This is a genomic window from Terriglobus sp. YAF25, assembly GCF_052113305.1.
Lineage (GTDB): Bacteria > Acidobacteriota > Terriglobia > Terriglobales > Acidobacteriaceae > Terriglobus.
In genome coordinates, this window is the sequence record NZ_JBFRCY010000018.1 from 1 (window position 1) to 15,022 (window position 15,022).

General features: G+C 59.2%; 10 protein-coding genes. 7 read left to right on the forward strand and 3 right to left on the reverse strand.

Features of this window, described 5'->3' with window-relative positions; genetic code table 11:
- The coding region (locus tag AB4043_RS01300; protein WP_442306360.1) for a hypothetical protein at positions 1 to 980 on the reverse strand (980 nt) is incomplete at its 3' end.
- 159 nt (positions 981 to 1,139) lie between these two features.
- Here AB4043_RS01300 and AB4043_RS01305 point away from each other — a divergent pair.
- Both AB4043_RS01305 and AB4043_RS01310 read left to right on the forward strand, forming a co-directional pair.
- Positions 1,140 to 1,928 (forward strand): uracil-DNA glycosylase, encoded by a 789-nt coding sequence (locus AB4043_RS01305; RefSeq protein ID WP_442306361.1) that lies wholly within the window; start codon positions 1,140 to 1,142, stop codon positions 1,926 to 1,928.
- A 654-nt stretch (positions 1,929 to 2,582) separates the two neighbouring features.
- A complete protein-coding gene (locus AB4043_RS01310) occupies positions 2,583 to 2,879 on the forward strand; it encodes a YtxH domain-containing protein (protein WP_442299199.1) in 297 nt (98 codons plus the stop codon).
- Between the two features lie 318 nt (positions 2,880 to 3,197).
- On the opposite strand, the gene AB4043_RS01315 is transcribed toward AB4043_RS01310, so the two are convergent.
- Both AB4043_RS01315 and AB4043_RS01320 read right to left on the reverse strand, forming a co-directional pair.
- Positions 3,198 to 3,464, reverse strand: a complete 267-nt coding sequence (locus AB4043_RS01315) for a hypothetical protein (RefSeq protein WP_442299200.1) — start codon at positions 3,462 to 3,464, stop codon at positions 3,198 to 3,200.
- Between the two features lie 112 nt (positions 3,465 to 3,576).
- A complete protein-coding gene (locus tag AB4043_RS01320) occupies positions 3,577 to 6,036 on the reverse strand; it encodes an ATP-dependent Clp protease ATP-binding subunit (RefSeq protein ID WP_442306362.1) in 2,460 nt (819 codons plus the stop codon).
- A gap of 777 nt (positions 6,037 to 6,813) precedes the next feature.
- Between AB4043_RS01320 and AB4043_RS01325 the strand changes: the two genes are divergently transcribed.
- The 5 genes from AB4043_RS01325 to AB4043_RS01345 all read left to right on the forward strand — a co-directional run bounded on the left by AB4043_RS01325 (position 6,814) and on the right by AB4043_RS01345 (position 15,019).
- Complete coding sequence (locus tag AB4043_RS01325; protein ID WP_442306363.1) at positions 6,814 to 10,398, forward strand: carboxypeptidase regulatory-like domain-containing protein; 3,585 nt, start codon at positions 6,814 to 6,816, stop codon at positions 10,396 to 10,398.
- Positions 10,399 to 10,488: 90 nt separating this feature from the next.
- Entirely contained in the window at positions 10,489 to 11,877 is a 1,389-nt protein-coding gene (hydA, locus tag AB4043_RS01330) for a dihydropyrimidinase (protein WP_442299203.1), read from the forward strand.
- Complete coding sequence (locus tag AB4043_RS01335; RefSeq protein WP_442299204.1) at positions 11,867 to 13,108, forward strand: Zn-dependent hydrolase; 1,242 nt, start codon at positions 11,867 to 11,869, stop codon at positions 13,106 to 13,108. Before hydA ends, AB4043_RS01335 begins: the two co-directional genes overlap by 11 nt.
- Entirely contained in the window at positions 13,105 to 14,334 is a 1,230-nt protein-coding gene (locus AB4043_RS01340) for an ABC transporter permease (RefSeq protein ID WP_442299205.1), read from the forward strand. The genes AB4043_RS01335 and AB4043_RS01340 overlap by 4 nt, the downstream gene beginning before the upstream one ends.
- A complete protein-coding gene (locus AB4043_RS01345) occupies positions 14,327 to 15,019 on the forward strand; it encodes an ABC transporter ATP-binding protein (RefSeq protein WP_442299206.1) in 693 nt (230 codons plus the stop codon). The genes AB4043_RS01340 and AB4043_RS01345 overlap by 8 nt, the downstream gene beginning before the upstream one ends.
- Positions 15,020 to 15,022 lie beyond the last annotated feature (3 nt).

Here is a 15,022-nt window from a genome sequence, read left to right on the forward strand (position 1 = left end):
CTCCATTGCAGGGTCTTCCCGGGCGCCAGCATAAGGTCATTCGCATTTTCGGCATCGAGCGGCTTGCCGGAGGAATCGTTCGGATTAGCGACCGCTGAAACCACAATCCAGTTCTTTCCAGAGGGGGCAAGCACCCGTATGCCATTGATGGAAGCGGACATACCTACGACACGCAGGCCATAATCGATCGCCGGATCGCGGAGTTCCACAGTTGGTCCGTTGTCGAAAAGGGAGGGCTTCGGATTGACGAGAGTGACGTCGAGCTCCTGTGTCCCGAGTGCTTTGCCCTGGCGGGCATTAAAGCCGTCGGAGGAGCTGCTGAGATTACCCGCGGTCGACGTTTTAGGAAGACGCACGGTGGCTTGTGCGCGATTGCCGCTCGGGATGGCGAACCGGGGATACCACCCGGCGCTCACAGGAACCGGTTCGGAACCGGTGTTGGTTGAGGAGATCAACAGATCGATCGCCCTCCCGCTTAGCAGGGTCGATACGGTTACCTCTAGTTTGCCGGGCCAGTGGCCGCCGAAGTTGCCCGTCTCATAGGTCGCTCGTCCTTCACTTCCATCCGGCATGGTGTTGATCTGCGGGATCGAGGTGCTCATCAGGCTCAGCAGGCCGAATCGGGCCATCGGTGGCGCGGCCGGATGATCAGGATCGATCGCGACAGGCAGGGAAATGCTCTTCCCGTGTACGTTGACGGCGAGATTCTTTCCGTCGGCACTGACGGAGCCGGCAAGGGGGTTGACAAAGGGAACAAGAAAGGCTGCTCCGGCGGTCGCATTGGCTTCTCCATGACTATCCGCACCTGTTCCTGTCATCAGAGCTGCGATCTGGCTGAGAGGGGGAACATTGAGAAGCTCCGTTTCGCCACGGCCGGGCAGGTACGCCTTGATGGATGCGATGTCCATACCGCGTCCGGGAAGTACAGTGATCGCGGTAAACTCGGGGACCTCGCCGCTGTAAGTCTGAAGGCGCTTCAAGGTCAACGCCTCCTGGCCGCCAAATTTGGGGGGAGCAGGCGGAGCCGGTACGGAGTCGTCTGTGCTGGCCAGACGCTTCAACGCCGCGGCGCCTTCACCTCGCTTGCAACCAAGACCTGGGAACAGCAACCAGCTTGAGAGGGTAAGGGCGATCAGGCCATGTCGCAGCCCATTCCGCCGAGGAGTCTGAAGACGAAAAACCTGAGAACCAGTGCTGCGGGGGGCAGGGAAGATTTCGGACAAACCGGTGCTCTCCTCGTACATAACTTCCGGCTAGTATACGCCTGCGAACGGTGTGAGCGGCTTCGTACCTACTGCAAGGGAATTGGAGAGACAAAGCGGCGCGCTTATCTGGACCAGACCTACTGGGCCAAGCCGGTGCCCGGATTCGGAGACCCCAGAGCACGGATCCTGATTCTCGGGCTGGCGCCGGGCGCCCATGGCGCCAACCGTACGGGGCGCCCTTTCACGGGAGATGGTTCCGGAGACTTCATGTATCCGGTACTGCATGCCATGGGGCTGGCGTCCAAGCCGACGGCAGCGCACCGTGACGACGGTCTGAAGCTGAAGCACAGCTATATCGCGTCCGTAGTGCGATGTGCGCCGCCAGGCGACAAGCCTACACCGCAGGAGATTCGGAACTGCTCACCGCATCTCACCGCCGAGATTGCCTCGCTCAAACGGGTAAGGGTTGTCGTTTGCCTGGGGAAGATTGCCTTTGACGGTTATCTGGCTCACCTGGTTAATACCGGTGAACTTGCAAACAAGCGAGGCTTCAAGTTCGGCCACGGAGCAGAGTATGTTCTGCCGGGCGGCGTGCACCTGATCGCGAGCTACCACCCYTCGCTGCGAAACACGCTTACAGGAAAGCTGAATGCCGCGATGTTTTCCAAGATCTTTATCCGGGCCAGGGGACTGGCCGGATTGGATAGAGCATTTTCCCAGTGATGCGCCGGGGCGTCAGCGTCATACTCTCCAGACTCGGCAGTTCACCGGTGGATGTCGATTTTGCAACCTTCTCGCGCCCGCCGCGAAAGGCGAGCACTACTGGGAGCCCAATGAGCACGAGGTACAGTCCTACCTGAAAAACATCTTGCATGGCTGCACTGTACGTCCAACTACGGCGGCCGGACTATATCGTTCTGAGAAGGAGCACTCGCGTGGATATTGGCGAGCCTGATGCTAGGGCACTATCCCTGTTGCTGGGTATCCGTGAGGGGTGAGCAGCGGCGTCTTCATTGCGGAAAACGCTCTAGTTTTTACCGCCGGCGCGAACGGCAACAATAGCAGGGCCGATGAGCATAGCAACAAAGACTGCGCCAAGAATGAGGTCGTGCGTCATAATGGTGGTCCTTTCGGGGGGTGCTGCTCAGTGGCCCGGGAGAGAATGATTRGAACAATCTAAGGATGTACTGTCATAGTACATATCGCCATTCCACCTTTTGGGGAGCGATGCCACAAAGGTGGATGGCCCAAAGGTGCTATTTCGGTAGCGGACTTCGAGAGCTGACCCTTTTCAACGAACCAACCTCTCTGAAACTTCGTCCATCACAGTAACCAGGGATATGACGTTCCCGAACCGTGCAAGAAAGGGAAAATATTATGAGCGCTAAAGGAATCTGGATCGCATTTGGAATCGGCGTCGCTGCCGGCGCGACTGTGGCGCTGTTGTATGCTCCTCAGTCCGGCGACCGTACCCGCCGCCAACTGAGGAAGGGCATCGATGATGCAGGAGATTATCTTGAGGACGCGGCCGATTATCTTAAGGGGCGTGCCGATAAGGTTGCGAAAGAGTCTCAGAAGCTCTACAAGAAGACTCGTTCGCAAGTAGAAGATGCCATCGATACGGCAGGCGATGCCGTCAATGCGGCAGTCAAGTCTGTCCAGACACTGATGTAAAACCAATCCGTCTGATTGCAGGACCCCGGGTTCACGCCGGGGTTTTGTTATTCCGGCGGACCGACAGTCACCACAGAGTAGGAGACCCGTGTCTTGCCTGCGTTCGCCACATAGTGACGATCTCCAGCGACGCATGGAGCATTTTTCCTGTAGGTGTAGTGTAGGGTTTCTGCATCTCAATGAAAACGCCGCTGTACGCCCTTCCGGAATACCCAGCAACAGGAAAGATGCTCTAGCCCTACATCTCCGACGTTGAGCAGATGCGGCGTTCCGTTGATGTTCAGCTCCAGTGTGCCTTCGGTGATGAGCCAGATCTCGCTATGCAGATGGGTGCCCACGGCCTCGTGTATCTGACCCCGGTTCAATCGAGGTAAAGTGGCTCTCCAGCCGGATGTTGCCTGCCTTCAGCAGTCCCTGGCTCAGGATCGGCCCGGAGGTTCGTCCGGCTTGCGGCGTCGGCTTCAGGGCTCCTCGCTTGTAGCCTCCGCTCACCAGTTCTTTCAGTTCGGCTGCTTCGGCGGTTTCAGTTATCGTCAGACCCGCCAGCAGCGCAGGCAGAAGCGTTCCGAGTTCGCGCCGATTCATCGAGTATGGCCTCGGCTAGGCATTTTCCTGGAAAAATGCTCCAACCAAACCTATCAGAAAAGCAAAAAGCCCCGGGAAAGTTCCCGGGGCTTTTCGGGTTGGAACGCAGGTGTTATGGGATTGAGAGAGCTGCGCCGGCAAGCTTCTCTTCGCCTTCTGACGAAACCGGGCGATAGAAGAGCTTGTCGCCTTCGAGGTAAACCTCCAGGAATGCGGGCCGCATGGTGATGTTGCCTGCGATCAGCGCCTCGGAGAGCGGGTCCTCGATATAGCGCTGCAGCGCGCGGCGCAGAGGACGCGCACCGTAGGTGCGGTCGGTCAGCGTCTTGTCGAGAATCCACTTCTTCGCCTCGTCGGTGACCGAGATCGTGATCGCCTTGTGCACCAGGTTGGTGTTCAACTGCTGCACCAGGAGCTCCAGGATCTGCATCAGGTCGCTGTCGCTGAGCGCCGTGAAGACGATGACCTCGTCCAGACGGTTGAGGAACTCGGGGTTGAAGGTACGCTTTACCTCGCCCTTCACCAGCTCTTCCATCTTTTCGAGCACGACATCTTCCTTGCTCGACTGGAAGCCAAGTCCCTCACGCTTCATCAGGTGCTTGGCGCCGATATTCGACGTCATGATGAGGATCGTGTTCTTGAAATCGACCGTATTGCCGAGACCATCGGTCAACTGGCCGTCTTCAAAGACCTGCAGCAGCAGGTTGAAGACGTCCGGATGCGCCTTTTCGATCTCGTCGAGAAGGACAACGGAGTAGGGCGAACGCTTCACCCGCTCGGTGAGCTGGCCACCCTCCTCGTATCCCACGTATCCCGGAGGCGAACCGATCAGCTTCGACACGGAGTGCTTCTCCATGAACTCCGACATATCGAACCGGATCAGCGACTTCTCGCTGCCGAAGAGGAACTGCGCCAGGGTGCGCGCCATTTCCGTCTTGCCGACGCCGGTCGGTCCCAGGAAGAGGAAGCTTCCGATCGGGCGTCCGGGGTTCTTCAGGCCGGCACGCGAGCGACGAATCGCGCGGGCGAGGGCGCTGATGGCCTTCTCCTGCGAGATAACCCGCTTGTGCAACTCCTGCTCGACACGCAGCAGCTTCTGGGTCTCTTCTTCCTTGATCGCCGTGATCGGCACGCCAGTCCAGCGGCTGACGACATCCTCGATGTCTTCGCGGGTAACGATGCCCGAGGAGGAGTCGTCCAGATGGTACTTGTCGCGCAGCGTGCGCAGGTTCTCACGCTCCTTGCGTTCTTCGTCGGAGTAGAAGCGCGCCTTCTCGAACTCGTGGTTCGCGATGGCGTTCTCCATCCGGTGCACGATGAACTTGATGCGTTTCTGCACCTCGGTGATCTCATCCGGCAGGGAGGTCTGCTTCAGCTTCACGCGGGCGCCTGCCTCGTCGATCAGGTCGATGGCCTTATCGGGAAGGAAGCGATCGGGAATATAGCGGCTCGAGTGCGAGACGGAGAAGGTGATCGCGTCGTCGGTGTAGCTGACGGCGTGGAACTTCTCATAGCGCTCCTTGATGCCCATGATGATCTTGATGGCATCTTCCTCGTTCGGCGGGGGAACTTTGACGGCCTGGAAACGACGCTCGAGCGAGCGATCCTTTTCGATCGATTTGCGGTATTCCGCCGGCGTGGTTGCGCCGATGCACTGAATCTCGCCACGGGAGAGCGCCGGCTTCAGGATGTTGGCGGCATCGAGTGAGCCTTCGGCCGATCCGGCGCCGACGAGAGTATGCAGCTCATCGATGAAGACGATGGAGTTCTGATTCTCCATCAGCTCCTTCATGATGGTCTTCAGGCGCTCTTCGAACTGGCCGCGGTATTTAGTGCCGGCCACGATGAGTGAGAGGTCCAGAGACAGGACGCGCTTGTCCGCCAGGAAGCTGGGCACGTCGCCGTCGGCGATCTTCTGTGCCAGGCCCTCGACGATGGCGGTCTTGCCGACACCGGGTTCGCCGATCAGGACCGGGTTGTTCTTGGTGCGGCGGCACAGGATCTGGATGACGCGGTCGACCTCAGCGTCACGGCCGACCAGCGGATCGAGCTGGGCGTCCATGGCGGCCTGGGTCAGGTCGCGCGAGAACTCGGCGAGCATGGACTGCTCACGCTGCTGCTGCTGACGCTGCGCTGGTTTCTCCTGGGTGGTGCGCTGCAGCTCCTCGCGGATGGYTGGCAGCCGCAGGCCGCGCTCCTGCAGAATCTCAGCGGCAAAGCACTTTTCTTCGCGAAGCAGACCCAGCAAGAGGTGCTCCGTACCGATGTGCTTATGGCTCAGACGCTCTGCTTCCTCAGCGGCATAGGCCAAAACGCGCTTGCACTCGTTGGAAAGGGGTAGGTCAACCGAGGTCGAGACCTTCTCCCGAATCGTCGTATGTCCTTCAATCTGCTTGCGAATGGATTCAACTGAGGCGTGCGACCGCAGAAAACGGTTCGTCAGCGCCTTATCTTCGCGGAGCAGACCCAGCAACAGGTGCTCCGTCTCAATGTAAGGTGACCCAAACTGACTGGCCTCGTACCGGGCGAAGAAGATCACCCGCCGTGCTTTCTCCGTATACCGTTCGAACATGTTCCCCCTGCAGCTCACCGGATATCCCGGCAGTTAATCCGCCGGAGACTCGCGGTGCCTTCGGTACTTCAGACCATCACCGAATCAGTTATTTGATGCGGTGACACTCAGGTTGGGTGCCGCTCAAACGTCGGAACACCGCCCACATCTACTACTTCCAGTAGTGTAGCCGCTTGCCTAAAACCCTACTGGATGGCAACTTACCGCCCACAATACCAGTAAACGGCTGCACCATCTACTGTGAAAATCCGGTTACCTAACCCAAAGTGCCGACACAATTCCCAACTCAGGAAAAGTCCGCGGATATAGATATGGACGCGGGCTTCACCCCAAATGTGATGAACGTGAGGCTTGACTTTTGATTTGACAGAAAATTCATAGCGATGGCAACATCTCGACATAACCGCAAATCAAAAGGGCTCCTGAGAAAGTGCATCCGCTTTTCTGGTGAGGTGTCTTTCGCCGGAGCTACGAGCCGTCGCCGGGAACATCCCGGACTGTTGTGACGCTGTACCGAAGTGAGCCGTGCTCCGCGAGGAGCAGGGTGAAGTCGATCGTCAGTCCCAGGCAGTGCAAGCAGTTCCTCGTTTTATCGGTACAACCGAAGTCTTTTGCGTGAGGGTTCGCACCTTCCTCCCCGTGGTGTCTGGCCGCTGCGGCCAGGAAGAAGCCGGCTTTCACGCTTTCGCTGACGCGCGCCTGAACGTCCCGTCCTGCCCTTTCTGGCGGCCACGGGCGCGAGCAGATGTGTCTCTACCGCTTTGCCAGGAGGATTCCGTGATTGCTCATCTGTTTCGACTCCGTGCCGTCGTTGCGCTGTTCGCCGTAGCGTTGTTTTGTACCTCTGCGCTTCCGGCGCAGACCAACTATGGCGGTGTTCGCGGTCTGGCGACCGATGCCACCGGGGCGGTGGTGGCTGGCGCCGTCGTCACGCTGACCGACGAAAGCACCAACATCTCTCGTTCGGCCGTAACGACCAGCGCCGGAGAATATACCTTTGCTGCCGTCGATCCTGGAAATTACTCCGTGACGATTTTGGCGCCGGGGTTCACCAAGCTGACACAGACGCATGTCCTGGTCACGATTGGGGTTACAACCACCGTCGATATGGGGATGAAGACGGGTTCGACGGCGGAGAGTGTGGAGGTCACGGCGGATGTCCCCATGATCGATACCGCCTCCGCCTCCAACGGCCAGACCTTCGATCAGCAGAAGCTGCAGACGCTGCCCAACATGGGCCGAAACCCGTTCCTCTTCACGAAACTCGATACGAACGTCACTTTTACCGGAGATCCACGTTTCGTGCGTTTTCAGGATCAGTCCGGCTCGTCGCAGCTTTCCATCGCGGGCGGCCCGACCGGGACCAACAACTACCTTCTGGACGGTGTTCCGATCACAGACTCCACCAACCGCGCCGTGATTATCCCTTCGCTTGAAGCGACGGGAGAGATGAAGCTTCAGGCAAACACGTTTGACGCGGAAATGGGAAGAACCGGCGGCGGTATGTTCAATACCTCGCTGAAGTCCGGCTCAAATACACTTCACGGCACTCTGATGGGCCTGACCCGCCAAACCAACTGGACCGCCAACAGCTGGGCTTACAACCGTACTCCCTACGTTGTGAACGGTGTTACGGTGGCTCCGCAGACACCTCGCGGAGCGGCTGAATGGTATAGCTATGCCGGCGCCCTCGGCGGTCCGATACGTATTCCTGGTTTATATAACGGAAGGGATCGCACCTTCTTCTGGGTGGCCGAAGAGGGATATCGTCAGCGTTCACCGCTCTCCAGTACCGGCGCCCGGTTTCCAACGGCGCTGGAGCGGACCGGCGACTTCAGCCAGAGTGGCCTAACGCTGTATGACCCATACGCTGCGCCGACCGGAACGAATCGTACCGTCATTATTCCGAATGCGAAGATTCCTTCTTCCTATCTGTCTCCGGCTGGCTTGAAGGTTGCCGCAGCTCTTCCGCTGCCGACCACGACTTCGGCGACGGGTAACAATACTTTCGGCAACGATACTCTTGGGGATCGCGCTGATGAATTCAGTCTGAAGCTTGATCACCAGATCACAAAATGGTGGGGAGCGGCGGCTTCTTATCTTCACTATGGCTCCAAAGAACCATCGGGTAACGTCTACCAGATTCCGTACTCGACTGCGAACCTGCTATATCGCAAAGTTGACGCGATTAATGTAACGAGCGTGGTCACACTGAGCCCCACTATGGTGCTGAATGCAGGATGGGGTTTCAACCGGTTCCCGAACGAGACCAAACGTATCCATACGGGCTATGACCAGACGCAGCTTTTTCCGTCGGCGTATGTTTCACAGCTCAGCTCGAAGACCTTCCCTACGATCACGACCTCGGGAGGAACGACAAGTGTGCTGGGAGGCAGCGATTCGGGTCCATCCGATTACTTCTCGCGTAGCTTTGTCGTCGGTTTGTCCAAGAGTTATGGAAAGCACACCTTCAAGACTGGCTATGTCTTTCGCTCGATCTCGAATGTTCTCTGGAGCACGAGCTCGGGTGGCGGTTCCTTCACCTTTACCGGCGGATATACCAACTCAACCAACGTAGCCAGCACGGCGACCGGAAAGGTGGGGTCCGATATTGCGGACATGCTGATGGGGCTGCCGAACTCAGCCAGCCTGGGAGTTACGCCTGGATCCTTCCAGTTCAACACCAAGTACAACGCGGTGTATGGCCAGGATGACTTTCGCGTGAACCAGCGTCTGACGCTGAATATGGGAGTCCGTATCGAAATGGAGCCTGGCTTCCACGAGGCGAACGACAGGCTGACGATCGGGCTGGATCCGCTGGCGGTTTACAACTACGGATYGCTGACTAATTTGCGCGGTGGTGTTCAGTATGCAGGCGTCAACGGCGCAAAGACCTATACCAGCAACTACAGCTCGTTCAAGGTGGCTCCGCGCGTCGGTGTTGCCTACGGCATTTTGCCGAAGATGACGGTGCGCGGCGGCTTTGGCGTCTTCTTTGCTCCCTCCAGCTTCAGTCCGACGACTAACTATTCTCCAGGGTATGCGCCTTCGGCGTCTTACAGCGGTCCTTCGGGTGTTGCGGCGCTGCCGGCGAACTCTCATCCGCTCGATGCTCCGCAGAACCTCTACAGTGCTTCAGCGCTCGTGCCCTCCGGTAACACGCTTGGATATGCGGCGGGCATCGGTGGAAGTCTTAGTTTCATTGATCCGGCGCGACGTTCGCCGTTCGTCTATCAGTACTCGGCTGATATTCAATACGAACTACCGGCCGGTTTTGCTCTGAAGGTCGGCTATGTCGGAGCTCACGGCCGCGACCTGGCCAACAGCTTTAACTACAACCAGATCTCCTCGCAGACACGCGCAGCGAATGGATTTGCCTATGTTTCCGGTCCCGATGCCGGCGTAAAGACCGCAGCAGCCGCGCCGAACTCTGCGAACCCAATCGGAAAGGCTGGTGAATACAATGGTGTTTCGTCCGGGCTGGCAACTACGGTTACGAATCCCTACTACATCTCTGGCGGGAACGGCTTGCTGGCCCGAACCACGATTACGCGGGCACAGTCGCTGCGGCCGTTTGCGCAGTTCACGGATGTCACGTACGCGTCTTCTCTGGGGGGCACCCGCTATAACTCGCTCGCAGTGAAGGTGCAAAAGCGCTTTACTCATGGCTTGACCATGATGGCAACCTATACCTGGGCGTCTTCGTGGGACAATCTCTGGGGTGCGAGCAGCTCTCTCACCAGCTCCGGCGCGGGTCCCCAGGACACTGGCAATCTGGATATGGAGTGGGCGCGTTCGACGACCGGTTCTCCCCGGCGATTCACGCTCAATGGAACGTACGAGCTGCCATTCGGGCGCGGACGCCAGCACATGGCTAACATCAACCGCTTCATGGATGCCATCGTCGGCGGATGGAACTACAACCACGTCATGATCGTGCAGTCGGGTTCGCCCCTCGCGGTGACGCAGACCAGTGGTAGCACGGACGCAGGCTACGGCGCACAGCGTCCGTCTTTTGCTCCGGGTGAGGATGCTCACAGCGTATGCAGTGGAGGATCGCAGTTGCAGCGTCTGTATGCCAATAAGTTTATGGCTACGGGTGCCTACGCCTATGGCAATGTGCCGCGTACGCTGCCGTGCCTCGGACCTGGGTACTTCAACTCGGACATCTCCGTAAATAAGAAGTTCCACGTTACCGAGCGGGTGTCTGCGGAGTTCCGCGCGGAGGCGCTCAACGCATTCAACACTGTGCAACTGGCTGCGCCCGGCTCAAGCAATATCACCAGCGGTAGCTTCGGTACGATCAACTCGCAGATTGGCTTCAACCGCCTGATCCAGATGGGCGGAAGAATCCAGTTCTGACATAGGAAATGTCGCCGCCCTGGACGGCTCCGCTTTAGCGGAGCCGTTCCGCTGTTTGCGGGCGAGGCTTTGTGTAAAGATGGTTCCACCATGGGCCTTCTGCTGAAGAACGGTGAGATCGTTACGGCGACAGAACGTTATGTCGCCGACGTCTATGTTGAAGGTGAGACCATCGCCCGCATCGGACAGAACCTGGATGCTTCTCCGGGCGTCGAAGTGATCGATTGCACCGGCAAGTTCATCTTTCCGGGCTTCATCGATCCTCACGTCCATATCTATCTACCCTTCATGGGAACCTTCGCGCGAGACACCTATAGGACTGCCTCGGTTGCCGCGCTGACAGGCGGGACGACGACTCTGATTGAGATGTGTTGTCCCTCACGCGGTGAGGATGCCCTGGAAGGGTACAAGCTCTGGAAGTCGAAGGCAGAGGGGCAGTCGGCATGTGACTATGCCTTCCACATGGCGGTCAGCCGCTTTGACGAGGGAACGGCGGCACAGCTGCGCGAGATTGTTGCCGACGGAACCACGAGCTTCAAGATATTCCTCTCCTATAAGAACTTCTTCGGTGTGACCGACGACGAGATGTACCAGACATTGAAGCTGGCGCACGAGTTGGGTGTGATCGTCACCGCTCACTGCGAGAACGCGGAGCTGGTGGGACGTTTGCAGCAGGAGCTCCTCTCTGAAGGAAAGACCGGGCCGGAGTGGCACGAGCCCAGCCGTCCTGAAGTCGTGGAGATGGAAGGGACGACACGCTTCTGCGCCTTCCTGGAGACGACCGGAGCCCGCGGATATGTCGTACATCTCTCGTGCGTGCCTGCGTTGAAGGCGGCTTCCGACGCGAAGAAGCGCGGTGTCAAAGTTTCCGTCGAGTCGGTGCTGCCGCATTTTCTGCTCGATAAAACGATGGCGGAGCGGCCTGGCGTCGAGGGCATGAAACACGTCATGTCGCCTCCGCTGCGGCAGAAGCACAACCAGCAGGCATTGTGGGAGGCGCTGGCGGCAGGTGAAGTCGATACGGTTGGAACCGATCACTGTCCGTTCACCATGGAACAGAAGCTGATGGGAAAGGACGCGTTTACCGCGATCCCCAATGGCATTCCGGGTGTGGAAGAGCGTATGCCGCTGATCTATACCTATGGCGTAAGCCGGGGAAGTCTCACTCTGAACCGGTTTGTGGATGCGCTGAGTACGAGACCGGCAAAGCTCTTCGGGCTCTATCCGAAGAAGGGAACCATTGCCCTGGGGAGTGATGCTGACTTGGTGGTCTATGACCCTGCCTATCGCGGTACGGTTTCGGCCAAGACACACAAGACCAACACGGACTACAGCGGCTTTGAAGGTTTCGAGGTCGATGGCCGGCCCTCCCTGGTGACAGTGCGCGGCGAGGTACAGGTTCGCGATGGGGAGTTTGTGGGAACAATCGGCCGGGGGCAGTTCCTGTGCCGGAAACCGGAGCTACCGCATGCCGATTAATCCGCAACGCATGCTTGCCGACCTGCGGGAGCTGCGCTCGCTGACCGCTGATGAGGACGGGGCTCAACGTGTGGCGTGGACGCCTATCTGGTTGAAGGCCCGGGCCTGGTTCTACGAAAAGCTGAAAGCAGTTCCGGTCACGCAGCATCTGGATGCTGCCGGGAATAACTGGGTGACGCTTCCGGGCAAGAGCGGGAAGACGCTGGTTCTTGGCAGCCACCTGGACTCCGTTCCGAACGGCGGATGGCTCGACGGCTGTCTCGGTGTGCTGTGTGGGCTGGAGATTCTGCGTGGTGTCAATGAGGACTACGACGGCAAGCCGCCGTTTACCATTCGGCTGGTGGATTGGGCAGACGAAGAAGGCGCGCGCTTTGGCCGCAGTCTGTTCGGTTCATCCGCCTTCGCCGGAACGCATACGATCGGAGCCGATCGTGTTCGGAGAGACCGTGACGGCGTCACGCTGGAAGATGCGTTGCGGAAGTGTGGTGTCGACGTTGAGAAGATTGGTGGCGCTTCCGTCGAGCGTGGCGACATAGCCGCGTATCTCGAGCTGCATATCGAACAGGGACCGGTGCTGGAGCGCCTGGGGTTACCTCTCGGTGTTGTGCTTGGAACGAAGGGCGTGGAGCGACATGCGATCGCCTTCCATGGGCAGGAGGCGCACTCGGGATCGACTCCGATGGGAGATCGCCGGGATGCTTTGGCTGCTGCCGCCAAGCTGGCGCTGGAGATTCGCTCCATCGCGGGCAGGCATGCGGATGCGGTGTGCACCATGGGCAGCGTGAAGACCTTTCCCGGCATCGTGACGGCGGTGGTGGGTAGATGCGAGGCGACACTCGATCAGCGCGATCTCGATGCCGATGTCCTGGCAGGAATGTATGCCGATGCCAAAGCCGCCAGCGAGCGGTTTGCCGCGGAGGAGCGCTGCACGGTGGAGTGGTCGAAGATCTGGAATATCGAGCCGATTCCGTTTCATCCCGAGTTGATTGCGCTGTGCGAAGAGGCGGTCCGCGAGATTTCGGGGACGTCGCATCGCATGCCTTCCGGCCCGCTGCATGATGCGGCGGAGGTCTGCCGTGCCGGCATCCCAACCGTGATGATGTTTGTCCAGTCGCTGCGGGGGATCAGCCACAACAAGATCGAAGACACYCGGGCCGAACATCTGGAGATGGCTGCTCTGGCCTTCGACCGGCTGGCGCGTAAGACGCTGCGATGGATGGCGAGCGCGTGAGATTTGAGCTCTTTATTGCTGCACGATACTTACGTGCGAAGCGCAGGCAAGCCGTTATCGGCATCATCACCGGGATCTCGGTTGCCGGGGTCGCCGCAGGTGTGATGTCGCTGATTATTGCGCTGGCTATCACCAATGGCATGCAGCGCGACCTGCAGGATCGCCTGCTCAGCTCTACGGCGCACGTGGATCTGATGCGGATCGCTTCCGACGGCATCTCCGACTGGCAGAGCCTGCTGGCTCGTCTTAAACAGCAGCCGCATGTCACTGCCGCTGCTCCTGGACTCTATGGGCAGGTGCTGGTCTCCCGCGGCGCGAAATCCGGGGGCGCTCTTATTAAAGGAGTCATCCCAGCAGACGAGCGCACCGTCAGCGGCCTGTTGCAGCAGGTAAATCAGGGTTCGGCCGTGGCGCTAGAGAAGCAGGGACCGATCGCCGTCCCGCCGATTGTCATCGGTAAAGACCTGGCGGAGACCATTGGCGCTGCGGTCGGGGACACGGTGCTCGTGACCAGCCCGCAGGGAGGTCTCACGCCGATCGGGATCGTACCGAAATATCAGCGGTACTCGGTCGTCGGCATCTTCCACTCCGGCTTCTACCAGTACGACTCCAGCTATACCTTTATGCGGCTGGCGGATGCGCAAAGACTGTTCTCCGAGCCTGATCTGATTTCGGTCATCAGCTTTAAAGTGGATGACCTTTACAAAGCCAACGAGATTGGGCGCCAGATCGAGGCAGCCGCCGGGCAGGGCTTCCAGACAACCAACTGGATGGAGCAGAACCGTGAGCTCTTCCGTGCCTTGAAGCTTGAACAGATTGTGACGTTCATCGTCCTCGGGCTTATCGTGTGCGTCGCCGCGCTCAATATCCTGATCGCTCTGACCATGATGGTGATGGAAAAGACCAAGGACATTGCCGTCTTGATGAGCTTTGGAGTCCGTGCCGACCAGATACGCCGCATCTTCCTGTTCCAGGGGTTGTTGATCAGCGTACTGGGAACCGTCATCGGCCTGGTGCTCGGTTACGGGCTCTCTGTCTTCGGCGGCCACTATCGGTTCCCCCTCGATGCATCGGTTTACTCGATCGATCATCTGCCGTTCGCGCCCAGCATCACGGATGGGCTTCTGGTCTCAGCGGTATCGCTAGGCGTCTCGCTGCTGGCGACGCTCTATCCTTCGACCTCGGCGGCGCGGGTCCTGCCGGCGGAGGCGTTGCGATATGAGTAAGACCCTGCTCGATGTTCGAGGGCTTTCCAAGTCCTACGCCACGGGGCGGGGCCGCCTGGATCTGTTCCGCGAGCTCTCTTTCGAGGTGGCGGAAGGCGAGATGGTCGCCATCGTCGGCGAGTCGGGGGCGGGGAAGTCGTCTCTGCTGCACTTGCTGGCGGCGTTGGATAAACCGGACGTCGGCGAGGTGTACCTCGGTACTACCCGCGTCGACCAGCTCAGCCTGCGGGAACAGGCTGAGTTCCGCAACCGGCAGATCGGTTACGTGTGGCAGTTTCACTACCTGCTACCGGAGTTCACCGCGGAGGAAAATGTTGCCATGCCGTTGCTGGCGCGCGGGACGGCCAGGGCGGAGGCGATCTCGGCGGCTCGGCGCTGGCTCTCCGAGGTGGAACTGGGGGACCGGTTCAGCCACCGCACGGGCGAGCTCTCGGGCGGTGAGCAGCAGCGTGTCTCGCTGGCCCGGGCTCTGGTGACGCAGCCCAGGCTGTTGTTTGCCGATGAACCGACGGGCGATCTGGACAACAGGACCGCCGACGTCGTCTTCAGCCTGATTCAGCGGCTACACAAGGCGCACGGCCTGACCTCGGTTCTGGTGACGCACAATCTGGAGTTTGCGGGGCGGTGCGATCGTATTCTGCGGCTGCGGGACGGCGGACTAAGTCAAACTCCGGCAACGGTATAACGC

Excerpts from the sequence above, each read along its gene's own strand:
- AB4043_RS01345 (WP_442299206.1), top strand. The coding sequence starts at position 14,327 with ATGAGTAAGACCCTGCTCGATGTTCGAGGGCTTTCCAAGTCCTACGCC.
- AB4043_RS01315 (WP_442299200.1), bottom strand. The coding sequence starts at position 3,464 with ATGAATCGGCGCGAACTCGGAACGCTTCTGCCTGCGCTGCTGGCGGGT.
- AB4043_RS01310 (WP_442299199.1), top strand. The coding sequence starts at position 2,583 with ATGAGCGCTAAAGGAATCTGGATCGCATTTGGAATCGGCGTCGCTGCC.
- hydA (WP_442299203.1), top strand. The coding sequence starts at position 10,489 with ATGGGCCTTCTGCTGAAGAACGGTGAGATCGTTACGGCGACAGAACGT.